The organism is Rhodococcus zopfii NBRC 100606 = JCM 9919 (assembly GCF_001895025.1).
In the GTDB taxonomy this organism is placed as follows: Bacteria; Actinomycetota; Actinomycetes; order Mycobacteriales; family Mycobacteriaceae; genus Rhodococcus; species Rhodococcus zopfii.
In genome coordinates this window covers 190,208-206,454 of record NZ_BCXI01000010.1, presented here as the reverse complement: position 1 = coordinate 206,454, position 16,247 = coordinate 190,208, and the positions used below count along the sequence as shown (strand labels likewise).

Below are 16,247 nucleotides of genomic sequence, written 5' to 3'. Positions count from 1 at the left end.
GGACGAGGGTGTCTCGTACCCATCCGCATGCCGGCCACACCGCCCTACACTCACCGGCGTGGAGATCTGGATCCTCGCGGCACTGCTCGGTCTCGGCTTGGCGGCGGCCACCGGCCTGCGCACATTCCTGCCGTTGCTCATGCTCAGCGCCGCCGTTCACTTCGGCTGGTTCGGGATCGTCCTGAACGAGTCGATGCAGTGGATCGGGTCGTCCGCGGCCCTGATCGCCCTGGCGATCGCGACCGTCGTCGAAGTCCTCGCCGATCTCATTCCGCTGGTCGACAACGCGATGTCGGTGATCGGCACCGTCACCCGGCCGGTGGCGGGCACGGTCGCGGCGTGGGCCGCGTTCGCCGATCTGGATCCGGCGATGGCGGCGATCGCGGGCATCGTCATCGGCGCACCGACCGCACTGGCGGTGAGCACCGCGCAGACGGGGACGCGCGCGGTGAGCACCGCGACGACGGCGGGCCTCGGGAACCCGGTGCTGTCGGTGATCGACAGCGCCACCTCGTTCGTGACGTCGCTGATCTCGATGGTGCTGCCGCTGCTGGTCATCCCGCTGCTCGCGCTGCTCACATGGTTCGGGTTCCGCGGCTACCGCCGCCTCCGCAGCCGGCGTGGAGCGTTCACCGAGCAGGCCGCGTGACTCCCTGAGCGACTCGGGCCCTCCGGTGGCCGCGATGTCCGGCACTTCTGATAGACACATGGGCATGTCGGAAACCGAGATCACCTTCACCAGCGGCGACGTGACGCTGTACGGCAGCCTGCGAGTACCCGCTGTCGGTGACACCCCGGTTCCCGCCGTGCTGCTGCTCGCCGGCAGCGGCCCCACCGACCGCAACGGCGACAGCGTGCTGCTGCCGGGCCCGATCGGCACCCTCCGTCACCTCGCGGACATCCTCGAGATCAACGGGTTCGCGAGCCTGCGTTACGACAAGCTCGGCAGCGGCCTCACCGGCCTCGGCCCGTACCAGGTCGAGGACGTCGCCGATCTCGGCTTCTCCACGTTCATCGACGCCGCCAGCGACGGTCTGCAGTTTCTCGCGGACCAGCCGGGCATCGACCCCGAGCGCGTGTACGTCGTCGGGCACAGCGAGGGCGCACTGATCGCGCTCTCCCTCGCGCACGCCGGCGAGCCGGTCGCGGGTCTGGCGCTGCTCGAGCCGCTCGCGGTGCGCCTGCTGGACCTGTTGACCGCCCAGATCGACGCGCAACTCGACGCGGTCGTCGCCGCCGGTCAGCTGCCCGTCCAGGTCGCCGACGAACTGCGGGTCGCGCTCACCGGAGCGGTGGAGTCGCTGCGCGCCGACGGCACCCTCAGCGAGCGACTGCCCGAGCCGCTGCGCAACGCCGGCCTGGTCCCGACGAACGCGAAGGCGCTCGCCGAGGAGGACGCGCTGGACCCGCGCATGCTCGCCGCGCAGATCGACAGCGCACTGCCCGTGCTGACCACCGTCTCCGACAAGGACATCCAGCTGCGCGTCGAGGACGTCGATGCACTCGACGACGCACTCGTGCACACCAAGCTGACGTCGCTGCGGCTGCGCAACGCCAACCACGTTCTCAAGGACATCGGCGATCAGCAGTCCACCGGCGCCGATTACATCGCCGACCTGCCGTATTCGGCGGAGTTCACCGACGGTTTCGAAGCCTGGCTGCGGGGCCTGTAGCCCACCTCCGATAAATTGGGGATGTCAAAACCGCGTCATTGAGGTATGGTTCTCCGTTAACCCGCTGGATACTCGAGAAAGGTACGGTCCGATGCAACATCGCAAGCGCACGTATCGATTCGTACCCGAGTTCCACTTCCACTGCGCCGCACGGCGTTCCCGGGAATAGAGTCACTTCCGACTCGCTTCTCGGGCACCCCAGGCACACCGCCTCGGGTGCCCTTTTTTATCCCCATTCTTTTCGATTGCAAGGAGAAACACATGAAGTTGCGACTGGGAGCCACCGGCTCCGTCCCGAAGGACCTGCCTACCGACCTGACCGGGCACGCCATCACGATCGATCTGCGCCACGTCGACGCCGAGAAGGGCGCGCTCGCCGCCGATCTCATCCGGGAACTGCTCGACCGCGGCGCCGCCCGGCTCGTCATCTCCGACGGCCGGGGCACCACCGACATCGAGGCGTCCCACCGACAGGAAACCGCCCACCCGTACGCGGCCTGACATCAGGTCCCGTCGGGTGGGCGGCTGCCCGGCACGGTGCGCAACAGGGCACTGTGCGATAGGGCTCAGTGCGCGAAGTGGCGCGCGCCCGTCAGGTACAGGGTGATGCCGGCCTCGCGGGCCGCGTCGATCACCTCGTTGTCACGGACCGATCCGCCCGGCTGCACGACGGCCTTGACTCCGGCCTCGGTGAGGACCTGCAGGCCGTCCGCGAACGGGAAGAACGCGTCCGACGCGGCGACGGATCCGACGACACGGTCGCCGGCGCGGGTGACCGCGAGGCGCGCCGAGTCGACCCGGTTGACCTGGCCCATACCGACGCCGACGGTCGCCCCGGCCGAGGCCAGCAAGATCGCGTTGGACTTCACGGCACGGCAAGCGCGCCAAGCGAATTCCAGATCGGCGAGGGTCTGCGCATCGGCGGCCTCACCGCACGCGAGTTCCCAGTTCGCGGCGGTGTCGCCGTCGGCGGTGAGCAGGTCGCGCTCCTGCAGCAGCAGGCCACCGGAGATCTGACGCAGTTCGATCTGCGCGGACTTCGGGGAGTCGGCCCGCAGGATACGGATGTTCTTCTTGCGGGCGAGCACCTCGACCGCCCCGTCCGCGTACGCCGGGGCGATGATCACCTCGGTGAAGATCTCGGCGACCTGCTCGGCCAGCTCGACGCTGACCTCACGGTTGACGGCGATGACACCGCCGAACGCGGACACCGGGTCGCACTCGTGTGCCTTGCGGTGCGCCTCGGCGACCGTGTCCGCGACGGCGATACCGCACGGGTTGGCGTGCTTGATGATCGCGACGCACGGCCGGTCGTGATCGTGCGCGGCCCGCCACGCGGCGTCGGCGTCCTGATAGTTGTTGTACGACATTTCCTTGCCGTGGAACTGCTCGGCCTGCGCCAGACCCGGCTCGCCGCCCTCGTTCAGGTACAACGCGGCCGCCTGGTGCGGGTTCTCGCCGTAACGCAGCACGTTCGCGCGGGTCCAGGTCGCGCCGGCCCACGCCGGGAACCGGCTGTCGCCCTCGTCCTCCTGCACTGCATAGCCGCTGTTCATCCAGCTGGCGACCGCGACGTCGTAGGCGGCGGTGTGCTGGAACGCCTGCGCGGCGAGGACCTTGCGCTCGGGCAGGGTGAACCCGCCGGCCTGCACGGCCTCGATGACCGCGTCGTAGCGGGCCGGATCGACGACCACCGCGACGGACGGGTGGTTCTTCGCGGCGGCACGCACCATCGACGGGCCACCGATGTCGATCTGCTCGACGCACTCGTCGGGGGTGGCACCCGAGGCGACGGTCTGCGTGAACGGGTACAGGTTGACGATCACCAATTCGAACGCCTCGATGCCGAGATCCTTGATCTGCTCGAGGTGGTCCTGCTTGCGGGTGTCGGCGAGAATGCCGGCGTGCACGCGCGGGTGCAGCGTCTTGACGCGACCTTCGAGGCACTCGGGGAAACCGGTGAGCTCCTCGACCCTGGTGACGGGGACTCCGGCGTCGGCGATCGTCGCGGCCGTGGAGCCGGTGGAGACCAGTTCGACCCCGGCCTGGTGCAGCCCGGTCGCGAGTTCGACCAGTCCGGTCTTGTCGTACACGCTGACCAGTGCGCGGCGCACAGTCTTACGTTCGGTCACTGGGGATCACGGCCTTTCGTCCATCGGATACAACTCCACGGGTTGCGACAGCGGCGACCACCTCGGCCAGCAACCGTCGTTCCACAACTTTGATGCGCTCGTGCAGGGTCTCCTCGTCGTCGCCGTCGAGGACCGGCACGGGTTCCTGCGCGAGGATCGGCCCGGTGTCCACTCCACCGTCGACGAGGTGCACGGTCGACCCGGTGACCTTCACGCCGTAGGCGAGGGCATCGGGGACGGCGTGCGCGCCGGGGAACGCGGGCAGCAGCGCCGGATGGGTATTGATGATGCGGCCACCGAAGCGTTCGAGGAACGTGGGGCCGAGGATCTTCATGAAACCTGCCGACACCACCAGGTCCGGTTCGTGCGCGGCGACCGCGTCGGCGAGTGCGACATCCCAGGCGGAGCGGTCGGCATGGTCGCGCAACGCGACCCGGAAACCGGCGATGTCCGCATCGCGGGCATGGTCGAGGGCCGTGCAGTCGCGGTCGACGCCGACGGCGACGATCCGGGCCGGGTAGCCGTCGGCACGGGTGGCGTCGATCAACGATCGCAGCAGGCTGCCGGTACCCGAGGCGAGTACGACGACCCGCGTCGGTGCGGTGGGCGGCAACACTTCACGCGAGGCGGTCAGCGCTCTACTCCTGGACTCGTGAGGGGTCGGCCGGACCATAGGCCGCCTAGAGCCTAGTCGCTGGTGTTGCGGGGACCTTTCGGCAGGTCCCCGTCGCCGGCCTCGTCGTCGATCTCGACGTCGACGATGCCGGACTCCCCGGTGTCCTTCTCGTCCGGTTTCGGCTCGGGTTCCTCGTCGTCCTCGACCACTTCCGCATCGACGACCTCGGTGTCGTCCGGGTCGCCGGCTCTTGTGTCCGTGTCCGTGTCCGGTTCCGTGTCCGCGGCGGGCGGGGCTTCGATTGCCTTCGGGGCGCCGAGGTCGCCGGTCGCTTCGTCCTCGTCGGAGTCCTCGGAGTCGTCCGGCTCGGCGGACGCGTCCTCGGGCGCGCGCGCCGCCTCGGCTTCGGCCGCGGCCAGCTTGCCTTCCCGCCACAGCAACAGCTGCGCGGTGATGAGCCCGAGCAGACCCGACCACGCGAACACCAGAACCCCGGCGAGCCACCAGTTGGCGCCGACCACCCCGAAGAATCCGAGCCGACCACCGGCCGCCCAGGTCGCGAGCGCGGTGACGAGACCGGCCTCGGCGGCGGCCGCCAGCACGGTCAGGGCTCCGTCGCTGCCGGAGACGTACTCGCCGCGCGCCTGCGCCTCGAGATTGCGTTTGGCGACGTACCGGCCGAGCAGCGCGCCGACCGTGGCCGGCACCGCGAGTGCCACCGGCCAGAACGACGGTGCCGGTCCGGGCGGGATCGCGGCCAGCACCGGCAGCGCGGGCAGGTCGCCGCCGGTCGCCTCGAACAGGCTCAGCCGGACCTCACCGAACTCGACGGTGCTGCCGGCCAGGATCGCGGCCGCACCGATCATCACGTTCGGCAGATACAGAATCGAGACGATCAGCAACCCGAGGACACCGATCCAGTTCTCGCCCCGGGCGAGGAGGTCACCGACGGTCTGCCACGACCACAGCATCCCGACGACGGTGAGCAGCCCGCCCATCGCGAACATGCCGAGCACCGCGCGGGTCGCGGGCCGGACCGAGTCGACCAGCCATTCGGGCACGCCGTACCGGTCGCACAGCGGACGCCATATCCTCGATCCGACGCCGAGCAGCGACGACAGCAGATACAGCCCGGTCACCCACGCCAGGGATCGAGCCGGGTCCGGCGTCGAGACGGGCAGCACGCTCGATGCGTCCTGGAGAACGACGAGCGCGGTGACCGTCACGGCCAACGGTCCGGCGAGGGTCGCGGCGGTGATCCGCGCGGCGTCGCGGCCGTCGAGTGCATACCCGCTGTGCACGACCATCGCGTCTGCCGCCGACGCGCACGATCGGGCCGACAGCCACACCAGCACCGCGGTCGGCAGCAGCGGCAGCACACCGAGCGCGGTGTCGTCGATGGTGAGCGTGACCTGGTGCAGGCCGAGCCAGGCGCCCGCGGTCGCCGCGTACACGCCGGTGAGGTCGCTGCCGGCGGCGACGAGCGTCGTCACGACGATCGTCACGATCAGCGCCATCGTCACGGCCGGTACGCGGGCCGCGGTGCCGAGCAGAATGCGGAACTGCTCCGGATCCGTCGAGTCCTGGTTCGTGGGGAGGCGGGAGTTCCGGCCTAGCGTCGAAGTCATCGAGTCGAGGGTGTCACCCGGCACGAGTGGTTGCGATCAGGCGCGCCGAACCTTGTCACCGCTGTTCGTCGTTCGGCTTGAACACCTGGGTGGCGTCCTCGTCGTCGGGTGCCGGAGACACGACGGTGGGATCGCTGTCGGCCGGGCGCACCAGTTCGGTGTCGTCCTCGTGACCGGCCGCCTCCGGCGCACCCCCGGTCGGGTGCTGCGGCCCGCTCGGATATTGCTGCTGCCCAACCGGATACTGCTGCGTCCCGTACGACGGGGACGGGAAGTGCTGGGTCTCGTACGGATGGGCCCCGTACGGCTGCGCGGCATAGGGCTGACCCGGGAACTGCTGCTGACCCGGGAACTGCTGCGGGCTCGTGAACTGCTGCGGGCTCGGGTACTGCTGCGGGCTCGGGTACTGACCGGTGTTGTACTGCTGCGGAGACTGACCGCCGTACTGCGGACTCGGGGGTTGCCCGCCGTACTGCGGAAACTGGCCGGACTGTTGCGGATTGCCCTGCTGCCCGTACCCGCCGGGTTGCGGGAACTGCGACTCTGCGGGGTATGCGGCGGGCCGTGCAGCCCGTGCCGCGGGAACGAGCAAGCCGATCCCGAACAGCAGCGCAACCACCGCCACCGCGGTTTGCAGGAACCCGAACACGAAGATCGCGACGCCGCCCCACGCGATGCCGGAGTCGTCGGGCAGCTGGAACCACTGGAACAGCGACGTCACGAATCCGACCGCGGATGCGGCCAGCGCGACAGCCCGCAGATCCTGACCGGGCAACAACGACAGGGCCGCACACACCCCGCCGAGGAGCAGCAGCGCCAACGGCACCACCGCGAAGCCGAACTCGAACGCCGACAGCGCGACGTGCCCGCCGAATTCGATCCGCATGTACGGCGCGAGACCGAACAGGAAATTCACCACACCGAGTACCGCGACGGCCACCGGCAACAGCACCGGCACGAGCTTGGACGACCCGCCACCACTCTGATCTGATGTCTGGCTCGCTGGGAATGTCATCGATCCTCCTGCGGTCGTCGGATGCACCATTCTGCTCGGATGCACCGTTCGTGGATGCACTGTCTCCGGGTGCACTGGAAACAGCGTATGCACCGATCGACACAATGGGAGGTATGCCGAACACACTGGTGCCGGGACGGGACGTCGTCGTGGAGACGGAGGTGAAGCACTCGCGCTTCCTCGCGGCACTGCGCCGCGTCGAATCCGTAGCCGACGCGGCGGCGTTCACGGACGAGCAACGCCGTCTGTATCCGGACGCGCGGCACCACTGCTGGGCGTTCGTCGTCGGTGACGAACCGGCGTCGCGGGCCGAACGGTCGAGCGACGACGGCGAGCCCGGCGGCACCGCGGGCGTCCCGATGCTGCAGGTGCTGCACCACCGCGACGTGGTGAACGTGGCGGTGGTCGTGACGCGCTGGTTCGGGGGTATCAAGCTGGGCGCGGGCGGGCTCGTGCGCGCCTACTCGGGCGCCGTCGCGGTCGCGCTGGACTCGGCGACGCTGGTGCCGCGGGAGCGCAGGGAGGTGTTCACCCTCGCGGTGGGTCACGGGAACGCGGGCCGTGTCGATGCCGAACTGCGCGGTCGCGGGGTGAGTGTGCTCGGGGTGTCCTACGAGGACCGGGCGGTGTTCACGGTCGCGGCTCGGGACCCGGAGCAGTTGGCGAGTGTGGTGGCGTCGGTGACGTCCGGCGCCGGGGAGCTGGAATCCGTCGGCCGGGAGTGGATCGACGCCTGAAACGCGTCGTGCGCGGTTTCGGTAGTGGGAACTACCGAAACCGCGCACGGACGGCGGAAGCCGCTTACAGGGACTTCAGGATCTCGCGCGCGAGGGCGGCGGTCTCGGACGGCGTCTTGCCGACCTTGACGCCGGCCGCCTCGAGGGCGTCCTTCTTGGCCTGTGCGGTGCCCGAGGAACCGGAGACGATGGCGCCGGCGTGGCCCATGGTCTTGCCCTCGGGAGCGGTGAAGCCGGCCACGTAGCCGACGACCGGCTTGGTGACGTTGGCCTTGATGTAGTCGGCGGCACGCTCCTCGGCGTCGCCGCCGATCTCGCCGATCATGACGATGACCTTGGTCTCCGGGTCCTTCTCGAACGCCTCGATGGCGTCGATGTGGGTGGTGCCGATGACCGGGTCGCCGCCGATGCCGATGGCGGTCGAGAAGCCGTATTCGCGCAGCTCGAACATCATCTGGTAGGTCAGGGTGCCCGACTTGGAAACCAGGCCGACCGGGCCCTTGCCGGCGATGTTCGCCGGGGTGATGCCGACGAGCGCCTCGCCCGGGGTGATGATGCCGGGGCAGTTGGGGCCGATGATGCGGGTCTTGTTGCCCTTCTCCACGTTGTACGCCCACGCGTACGCGGAGTCCTGCACGGGGATGCCCTCGGTGATGACCACGAGCAGCGGGATCTCCGCGTCGATGGCCTCGACGATGGCGTCCTTCGAGAAGGCCGGGGGAACGAACGCGATCGAGACGTCCGCGCCGGTCTCCTTCATGGCCTCGGCGACGGAGCCGAAGACGGGAAGCTCGACCGGGTTGCCGTCCTTGTCGGTGTGCGAGACCGTGGTGCCGGCCTTGCGGGCGTTCACGCCGCCGACGACCTGGGTGCCCGCCTTGAGCATCAGCGCGGTGTGCTTGGTGCCCTCGCCGCCGGTGATGCCCTGGACGATGACCTTGGAATCCTTGGTAAGGAAGATTGCCATTGTTCTGTGTGTCCCTTTACTTCGCTGCGAACGCGAGCTCGGCAGCCTTGTCGGCAGCCTCGTCCATGGTGGCGACGACCGTGACCAGCGGGTGGTTGGCCTCGGCGAGGATGCGGCGACCCTCGTCGACGTTGTTGCCGTCGAGGCGGACGACCAGCGGCTTGTTGGCCTCGTCGCCGAGGATCTCGAGGGCCTTGACGATGCCGTTCGCGACCGCGTCGCACGCGGTGATGCCACCGAAGACGTTGACAAACACGCTCTTGACCTGCGCATCGTTCAGGATGACGTCCAGGCCGGCAGCCATGACAGCCGCGGAGGCGCCGCCACCGATGTCGAGGAAGTTGGCGGGCTTGACGCCACCGTGCGCCTCACCGGCGTACGCGACGACGTCCAGGGTCGACATGACCAGGCCGGCGCCGTTACCGATGATGCCGACCTCGCCGTCGAGCTTGACGTAGTTGAGGTCGTTCTCCTTGGCCTTGAGCTCGAGCGGATCCGTCGCGTCCTTGTCCTCGAACTCGGCGTGGCCGGGCTGACGGAAGTCGGCGTTGGCGTCGAGGGAGACCTTGCCGTCGAGGGCGAGGATCTGATCGTCCGGGGTGCGGACGAGCGGGTTGACCTCCACGAGGAGAGCGTCTTCCTTGACGAAGACCTCCCACAGCTTCTGAATGGTCACGGCTGCGGCGTCGAGGACCTCGGCGGGCAGGTGGCCCTTCTCCGCGATCTCGCGGGCGAACGCGAGGTCGACACCCTTGACGGCGTCGACGGCGATCTTGGCCAGGCGCTCCGGCTTGGTGGCGGCGACCTCTTCGATCTCCATGCCACCTTCCACCGAGCACATCGCCAGGTAGGTGCGGTTGGTGCGATCGAGCAGGAAGGAGATGTAGTACTCCTCCGCGATCTCACTCGCCTCGGCGACGAGGAGCTTCTTGACGATGTGACCCTTGATGTCGAGGCCGAGGATGTTCTCGGCGTGGGTCTGCGCATCGTCCGCGGTGGCGGCGTACTTCACGCCACCGGCCTTGCCGCGGCCACCGACCTTGACCTGCGCCTTGACCATCACCGGCTTGCCGATTTCCTCCGCGATCTCGCGGGCACCGGCGACAGTGTCGGTAACGCGGCCGGCCGACGTCGGCACGTCATGCTTGGCGAAGAGTTCCTTCGCCTGGTATTCGAAGAGATCCATCTGCTCACCGTCTCGTCTGCGTTCACGCCCGCTCGGGGGTTATGAGCGGGCCGGTTCGGACTCTAGTTACTTGGACGACCCACGAAACGTCCGCACTCCCACCATGTGGCGCATGTCACGAAGTTCGAGGGCCGCGGGCTACCTCACGGAGTTTCCTCCCGGAATGTGAGACACGCCGCAACCAAGAGGAGCACCGTCCCCAGGATGACAGGTGCGACACCGACCACCGCGACCGGATCCTGCCTCACGCCCCGGACCAGCACCCACGACGACGCGTACGCGGCCGTCGCACCGGCCGTACCCAGCAGCAACGCCCCTCCTCGCGCAGGCCTCGACCGCACCGCCACCGCTCCGGCGACCACCACCGCGACCGCGAGCAGCAGCCGTCCCCACACGCCGTATCCCCACGGATAGGTCAGCACCGACCCGGCGCCGTGATACAGCGGCACGGCCAGGCCGACGACGGACACCACGGCCGCCGCAGTGACGACCGCGCGCGTGCGGGCTGCGGCGTCCCGGACGGCCGAGGTGTCGACGCGGTCGCGTTCGGCGGCCCCCGCGGCGATCACCGCGACACCGGTGGCAGCTGCGCCCACCGCGGCGGCGAACACGACGGCGGTGCCCGGACCGGCGCCGACCCCCGGCAGGTCCGCGGCCACCACCCACGCCTGCAGGACCGCGGCGGCGGTCGTCGCGACCGCGACCACCGGCACCGCAACCGCGGGCCGCACCGCCTCCGCGTAGGCGGACAGCAACAGCCACGCGCTCAGCGCCGCCAGCAGCAGCCCGGCGACGAGCAGCACCCGGGTCTGCGGTAGCGCCGGGACGTCGTAGCCGTCCGGCACGGACAGTGCGGGCAGTACTGCCCCGACGACGGCGAGCGCAGCGGTGACGAGACCGAGCACTCCGGCGACGGCGTGTGCCCGGCCCGAGCGGGGAACAGCGGTGCCCGCCGGCCGGGCCGTGCGGGCAGCCCGCCGCGCACTCGCCGCGGGCATCGCGGCGCCGAGTGCGACGAGCAGAACCGCGGCGATCGCCCCGGCGACGGTCGCGGCCGTCGGAGCGAGTCGTTCACCGGCGAGACCCGCGACGAATCGCGGCGCGAACAGCGCGAATGCGGCCAGTCCGATGCCGGTGATCGCGCCGGCGGCGGTGGCTGTCGCGCCGGAGCCGAGAGCCCACGCGACGGTGACGAGCGCGAGCATCGCGGCGAGGACACCGCCGAACGCGGTGGCGGCGGGGGCGTCGAGCACACCGCGCGCGACGATCACCGGGTCCGCCGACACCACCACCGGCGCGACCGACCCGGCGGCGACCACGATCGCGGCTCCCACGATCCCGGCGACGACGGCCGGGCCGGGCCGGGTCCCGACCGGTCCCCCGTCGGTACCCGGGGCGCGGGCCGCGGTGATCGCACCGGCGACACCGGCGAGCACCGAGCACAGGTGACCGGCGAGCACCATCGCGGCGCCGGGCCCGGCCGTGAGCGCCGCGGCGGTCACGGGCCGGAACAGTTCGAACCGGTTCGCGTCGATGGCGTCGACGAACAGCGTGAGGTCGGCGAGGACGGCGCCCGCGGCGATACCGCCGGCACCGGCGAGCAGGGCTCCGGCTGCGGCCTCCGATCGGTGCGCGGCAGCGAATGCCGCGACGGGAACCGCCGATGCCGTGATCGTGGCGACCGCTGCGGCGGCGAGGATCGCGGGTCCCACGTCGCCCGTTCCGGCCCGCACGACCGGCAGCAGCGGCGCCACCGCGACGGCGAGTGCCCCCAGGACGGAGAGCGCGAGTCCGAATCGGAGAAGTGTGGGGCGATTCGACACGGGGCGACGCTACGCGACCCGAACGTCACCGGCTTGTGACACACCGAAATGTTCTGTATCGCCGCGGCGGTGCCCGAGTGTTTCCGGTTTCCCGCAGGTGAAACTGTGATGCCGCTCACAGCACCCGGGCGTGTCTCCCGTATGGGTTGCCAGGCCAGCGATCGTTTCGTTACCGTCGCTCTGGTCGAAGTAACGATGAGGTCACGAAGGGGAGGACGGCGAATGAGCCCGAGCAGTCAGCTCACCAGCCGTGGGGTCCACGACGGATCATCGGAGACCGACCATTACGCAGGAACCGGGTACTACGCAGGAACCGGGTACTACGCCGAAACCGGGTACTACGCCGAATCCGGGTACTACGACTACGACCCCGACTACTACTCGGACGCCCCGCACCGCCACGGCAGCGACAACCTGACCGATTCCGCACAGTCCCACTACGGACAGGCGACCTTCCGCGACGCCGGCGCCGAGACCTACTTCGAAAACGAACCGGTGGACGTGGATGCCCCGGCCCGCCGCAGCGGCGCCCACCGCATCCCCACCCCGCCGAGCGCGCTCAAGGGCCGCGCCGCGGTGTTCGCCGTCGCCGCCGGCGCAGTCGTTGCCGCCGGCCAGGCCGCGACGAACGGACCGGGTCAGGGCTCCGAGCACTCCGAGGTCGCTCTCGCGGCGAACGAGTCGGATTCGAACATCATCACCGCCACCGCGGTGCCGCAGGCCTCCCAGTTCGCCGCGACCGCCTCGGACGGCGCTGCTCCGTCGCAGGCGCCGCAGGTCCTCAACATCGCGGACCCGAACGACCTCTCCCAGTTCTCGAACCTGCTCGCGAAGGGCCAGCGGTTCAGCGACGAGCGGGCCGCCCGCGAGGCCGCCGCCCGGCGCCCGCTGTTCGCCATCCCCGCGATCGGCGCGTTCACCTCGAACTTCGGCGCCCGCTGGGGCACCCTGCACGCCGGTGTGGACATCGCCGGCCCGATCGGCACCCCGATCCTCGCGGTCGCCGACGGCACCGTCATCGATTCCGGTCCCGCCTCCGGCTTCGGCCTCTGGGTCCGGCTGCTGCACGCCGACGGCACCGTGACCGTCTACGGACACATCGACCAGACGATGGTGTCGGTCGGGCAGCAGGTCATGGCGGGCGACCAGATCGCCACCATGGGCAACCGCGGCTTCTCGACCGGACCGCACCTGCACTTCGAGGTGCATCTCAACGGCACCGACAAGATCGACCCGGTCCCGTGGCTCGCCACCCGCGGCATCAGCCTCGGCATCGAGCGGGACTGAACCGGCGACCCGTCGGTCGCCCGCGTACCCGCCCGGCCCCGCCCCTGGGCCGGAACTCCGTTTCCGGAGCCCGGCACCTTCCTCTTCCTAGAGCTTGACCATCGGCACGCCGCCGACGAGCATCAGCCGCACCTTGCCGGCGCTTCCGAAGTCGATGACGACCGTCGCAGTCGGTCCCGACCCCTTCGTCTCGAGCACCGTTCCGAGCCCGTACTTGTCGTGGCTGACCCGGTCCCCCACCGCGAGCACCAGATGGTTGTTGCGGGCGCGGGCACTGCCGAAACCGGCTCCGCCACCGGAGCCGGAGCCGGAGCCCGACCCACCTCCGAATCCGGATCCGACGCCGCCGTAGCCGCGTGAGCGTCCGGACCCGATGGCGTGGCCGCCCGAACGGGACGGTTCCTCCCGCTTCCATTCGATGAGATTCTGCGGAATCTCTTGCAGGAAACGCGATTCCGGGCTAGATACGGGCTGCCCCCAGGACGAGCGCAGCACGGCGCGACTGAGGTAGAGCCGGTGCCGGGCACGCGTGATCCCTACGTACGCCAGTCGGCGTTCCTCGGCGAGTTCGGCCGGGTCGCCGAGGGCGCGCATGTGCGGGAACTGGCCGTCCTCCCAACCGGTGACGAACACGACCGGGAACTCCAGTCCCTTGGCGGTGTGCAGCGTCATCAGGGTCACGACGCCGTCGTCGTTCTCCGGGATCTGGTCCGCGTCGGCGACGAGCGAGACCTTCTCGAGGAACGCGGGCAGCGATCCCGGGTCCGGATCACCCTCGTCCGGCTCGACGTCCTCGAGTCCGGCGACATTGCGCGCATCGGAACTGAATTCCCTTGCCACACTGACCAATTCGTTCAGGTTGTCGAGTCGGGCACCGTCCTGCGGGTCGTCGCTCGCGGCGAGTTCCGAGCGGTAGCCGGTCCGTTCGAGGATCGCCTCGACCACATCACCGAGATCGACGAGTTCGTTTCCGTCCGAGTCGGTTTCGGTGAGCATCGCCCGCAGCCCGTCGAGTATCTCGGCAAACGCGGCGATCGCCTTCTGCGAGCGGGTGTTCAGCAGCGCGACCTTGCCCGCGGCCGCGTCGGCGAGAGCCTCCCCGAACCCGATCCCGAGCCGCTCGGCGTGCACCGCGACACACGCTTCGGCGCGGTCGCCGATGCCGCGGCGTGGGGTGTTGAGGATGCGCCGCAGGCTCACCGTGTCGTCCGGGTTGGCGAGCACCTTCAGGTACGCGACCAGATCGCGAACCTCCTTGCGCTCGTAGAAGCGCACACCGCCGACGACCTTGTAGGGCACGCCGTGGCGGATGAACACGTCCTCCAGGGCACGCGAGGAGTTGTTGGTGCGGTAGAAGACGGCGACGTCGGCGAACTTGATCTCCCCCGCGGCGGTGAGCCGATCGATTTCCGCGGCGACGAACTGCGCCTCGTCGTGTTCGTTGTCGGCGACGTAGCCGACGATGAGGTCGCCCTCGCCCGAATCGGTCCACAGCCGCTTCTCGCGGCGGCCGGTGTTGCGGGAGATGACGGAGTTGGCCGCCGACAGGATGTTCTGCGTGGAGCGGTAGTTCTGCTCGAGCAGGATTGTCCGGGCGTCCGGGTAGTCGCGTTCGAATTCCTCGATGTTGCGGATCGTCGCGCCACGGAACGCGTAGATCGACTGGTCCGCGTCGCCGACGACGCACAGTTCGCTCGGCGGTACCGGACTGTCGTCCCCGGCCTCGCCGACGAGGGTCCGCACCAGCACGTACTGGGCGTGGTTGGTGTCCTGGTACTCGTCGACGAGCACGTGCCGGAATCGGCGCCGGTAGTACTCGGCGACCTGCGGATGCGCCTGCAGCAACGCGACCGTCTCGCCGATGAGATCGTCGAAGTCGAAGGCGTTCGCCGACCGCAGCCGCTGCTGGTAGTGGGCGTACACGGTCGCGACGATGCGCGGCAGGTCGGCGGGATCGCCGTCGGCGTCCGCGGCGGCCTCCTGCGGATCGATCAGCTCGTTCTTCAGGTTCGAGATCTGCGTGGCGAGCAGACGCGCAGAGTACTTCTTGGTATCGAGATCGAGGTCCTTGGCGATCATCGTGAGCAGCCGCCGCGAGTCGTCCGCGTCGTAGATCGTGAAGTTCGAGTTCATGCCGGGCAGCAGAGCCGACTGGGCCCGCAGGATCCGCACACAGCTCGAATGGAACGTCGAGACCCACATGCTGTAGGCGCGCGGCCCGACCAGGTGCGCGACGCGTTCGCGCATCTCGGCAGCGGCCTTGTTGGTGAACGTGATCGCCAGGACCTGACCGGGCGCGACACCGCGTTCGGCCAGCAGATACGCGATCCGCCGGGTGAGTACCGCCGTCTTGCCGGAACCGGCACCGGCGACGATGAGGAGCGGGCCACCGTCGTGGGTGACCGCTTCCCGCTGCTGGGGATTCAGGCCGGCAAGCAGCGCGTCGGACGAATCCGCACTCGCGCGCCGAGGCGAATCGGAGTCGGGGTGGCCGAAGGCAACGGGAGTGTTCATCGTCGTACCAAACTACCGGCGAACACCGACAGACGCGTAGACGGGCGATCCGGACGATCCGGCCAGGTGCACCTTATTTGGCGACCCGATTCTGCGGGTGGCAGACTGGACCCCATGTCATGTGACCGTTGTCGACCAGCCGGACAGGTTGTCCAACGCTGTCGGATTCCCAGCACCGACGCCTGACCACACGGTCTTGATCCGCTTCCGGCGGTAACGCCCACCGGCACCGGAGCGATTCCAGTTCTGACGCGAGGAGATGACATGAGCACCAACATCGACGCTGCCACATCCGACGACGCTGCCACATCCGACTCTGCCGCCCACGTCCCCGCCAGCCAGGCGGAGATCGACGAACTTCGCAAGGAGATCGACCGGCTCGACGCCGAGATCCTCGCCGCGGTCAAGCGCCGCACCGAGGTTTCCCGCATCATCGGCCGCACCCGCATGGCCTCCGGCGGTACCCGTCTCGTGCACAGTCGTGAGATGAAGGTGCTCGAGCGGTTCAGCGACCTCGGCCAGGAGGGTCACACCCTGGCGATGCTGCTGCTCCGCCTCGGCCGTGGCCGTCTCGGCCAGTAGCCACAGCCGTCTCAGCCGCTGGACCCAGCCGTCTCAGCCGCTGGACCCAGCCGTCTCAGCCGCTGGACCCAGCCGTCTCCGGCGGTA

General features: G+C 69.4%; 14 protein-coding genes. 6 read left to right on the top strand and 8 right to left on the bottom strand.

What is annotated here, in order from left to right:
• Positions 1-58 precede the first annotated feature (58 nt).
• The 3 genes from RZ1_RS07370 (at position 59) to RZ1_RS07360 (ending at position 2,174) form a co-directional block, all read left to right on the top strand.
• A complete protein-coding gene (locus tag RZ1_RS07370) occupies positions 59-649 on the top strand; it encodes a DUF4126 domain-containing protein (RefSeq protein WP_072810531.1) in 591 nt (196 codons plus the stop codon).
• Positions 650-713: 64 nt separating this feature from the next.
• Entirely contained in the window at positions 714-1,673 is a 960-nt protein-coding gene (locus tag RZ1_RS07365) for an alpha/beta hydrolase (protein WP_072810679.1), read from the top strand.
• A 261-nt stretch (positions 1,674-1,934) separates the two neighbouring features.
• A complete protein-coding gene (locus RZ1_RS07360; RefSeq protein WP_072810530.1) occupies positions 1,935-2,174 on the top strand; it encodes a hypothetical protein in 240 nt (79 codons plus the stop codon).
• A 65-nt stretch (positions 2,175-2,239) separates the two neighbouring features.
• Here RZ1_RS07360 and purH read toward each other — a convergent pair whose 3' ends face one another.
• From purH to RZ1_RS07340, 4 genes are read right to left on the bottom strand one after another with little or no spacing between them, the layout of a single operon-like run.
• The gene (purH, locus tag RZ1_RS07355; RefSeq protein WP_072810528.1) at positions 2,240-3,805 is read right to left on the bottom strand and encodes a bifunctional phosphoribosylaminoimidazolecarboxamide formyltransferase/IMP cyclohydrolase; all 1,566 of its coding nucleotides are present in this window, start codon (positions 3,803-3,805) and stop codon (positions 2,240-2,242) included.
• Positions 3,792-4,478, bottom strand: coding sequence for a phosphoribosylglycinamide formyltransferase (gene purN, locus RZ1_RS07350; protein ID WP_083583563.1), 687 nt, complete (start codon positions 4,476-4,478; stop codon positions 3,792-3,794). The genes purH and purN overlap by 14 nt, the downstream gene beginning before the upstream one ends.
• Positions 4,479-4,492: 14 nt before the next feature.
• Positions 4,493-6,049, bottom strand: coding sequence for a cell division protein PerM (locus RZ1_RS07345; protein WP_072810677.1), 1,557 nt, complete (start codon positions 6,047-6,049; stop codon positions 4,493-4,495).
• Between the two features lie 55 nt (positions 6,050-6,104).
• On the bottom strand, positions 6,105-7,064 hold the full coding sequence (locus RZ1_RS07340) for a DUF5336 domain-containing protein (RefSeq protein ID WP_072810674.1): 960 nt from the start codon (positions 7,062-7,064) through the stop codon (positions 6,105-6,107).
• Positions 7,065-7,177: 113 nt separating this feature from the next.
• On the opposite strand from RZ1_RS07340, the gene RZ1_RS07335 reads away from it, so the two are divergent.
• Positions 7,178-7,801, top strand: coding sequence for an IMPACT family protein (locus RZ1_RS07335; RefSeq protein WP_072810527.1), 624 nt, complete (start codon positions 7,178-7,180; stop codon positions 7,799-7,801).
• Positions 7,802-7,865: 64 nt separating this feature from the next.
• On the opposite strand, the gene sucD is transcribed toward RZ1_RS07335, so the two are convergent.
• The 3 genes from sucD to RZ1_RS07320 form a co-directional block, all read right to left on the bottom strand.
• Entirely contained in the window at positions 7,866-8,768 is a 903-nt protein-coding gene (gene sucD / locus RZ1_RS07330; protein ID WP_072810525.1) for a succinate--CoA ligase subunit alpha, read from the bottom strand.
• Positions 8,769-8,784: 16 nt separating this feature from the next.
• A complete protein-coding gene (gene sucC / locus RZ1_RS07325; protein ID WP_072810524.1) occupies positions 8,785-9,954 on the bottom strand; it encodes an ADP-forming succinate--CoA ligase subunit beta in 1,170 nt (389 codons plus the stop codon).
• A gap of 143 nt (positions 9,955-10,097) precedes the next feature.
• On the bottom strand, positions 10,098-11,777 hold the full coding sequence (locus tag RZ1_RS07320; protein WP_072810522.1) for a hypothetical protein: 1,680 nt from the start codon (positions 11,775-11,777) through the stop codon (positions 10,098-10,100).
• A 222-nt stretch (positions 11,778-11,999) separates the two neighbouring features.
• Here RZ1_RS07320 and RZ1_RS07315 point away from each other — a divergent pair, with 222 nt between their 5' ends.
• Positions 12,000-13,064: a M23 family metallopeptidase gene (locus tag RZ1_RS07315; protein ID WP_238072498.1), complete on the top strand. Its 1,065-nt coding sequence runs from the start codon at positions 12,000-12,002 to the stop codon at positions 13,062-13,064.
• Between the two features lie 87 nt (positions 13,065-13,151).
• Here RZ1_RS07315 and pcrA read toward each other — a convergent pair whose 3' ends face one another.
• On the bottom strand, positions 13,152-15,578 hold the full coding sequence (pcrA, locus tag RZ1_RS07310) for a DNA helicase PcrA (RefSeq protein WP_072810521.1): 2,427 nt from the start codon (positions 15,576-15,578) through the stop codon (positions 13,152-13,154).
• Between the two features lie 264 nt (positions 15,579-15,842).
• Between pcrA and RZ1_RS07305 the strand changes: the two genes are divergently transcribed.
• Entirely contained in the window at positions 15,843-16,160 is a 318-nt protein-coding gene (locus tag RZ1_RS07305; protein WP_072810519.1) for a chorismate mutase, read from the top strand.
• Positions 16,161-16,247: the final 87 nt, after the last annotated feature.

Coding starts and splice junctions, on each gene's coding strand:
- purN (WP_083583563.1), bottom strand. CDS start 4,478: ATGGTCCGGCCGACCCCTCACGAGTCCAGGAGTAGAGCGCTGACCGCC.
- RZ1_RS07360 (WP_072810530.1), top strand. CDS start 1,935: ATGAAGTTGCGACTGGGAGCCACCGGCTCCGTCCCGAAGGACCTGCCT.
- sucD (WP_072810525.1), bottom strand. CDS start 8,768: ATGGCAATCTTCCTTACCAAGGATTCCAAGGTCATCGTCCAGGGCATC.
- RZ1_RS07345 (WP_072810677.1), bottom strand. CDS start 6,049: ATGACTTCGACGCTAGGCCGGAACTCCCGCCTCCCCACGAACCAGGAC.
- RZ1_RS07305 (WP_072810519.1), top strand. CDS start 15,843: ATGAGCACCAACATCGACGCTGCCACATCCGACGACGCTGCCACATCC.
- pcrA (WP_072810521.1), bottom strand. CDS start 15,578: ATGAACACTCCCGTTGCCTTCGGCCACCCCGACTCCGATTCGCCTCGG.
- RZ1_RS07340 (WP_072810674.1), bottom strand. CDS start 7,064: ATGACATTCCCAGCGAGCCAGACATCAGATCAGAGTGGTGGCGGGTCG.
- RZ1_RS07365 (WP_072810679.1), top strand. CDS start 714: ATGTCGGAAACCGAGATCACCTTCACCAGCGGCGACGTGACGCTGTAC.
- RZ1_RS07315 (WP_238072498.1), top strand. CDS start 12,000: ATGAGCCCGAGCAGTCAGCTCACCAGCCGTGGGGTCCACGACGGATCA.
- RZ1_RS07335 (WP_072810527.1), top strand. CDS start 7,178: ATGCCGAACACACTGGTGCCGGGACGGGACGTCGTCGTGGAGACGGAG.
- sucC (WP_072810524.1), bottom strand. CDS start 9,954: ATGGATCTCTTCGAATACCAGGCGAAGGAACTCTTCGCCAAGCATGAC.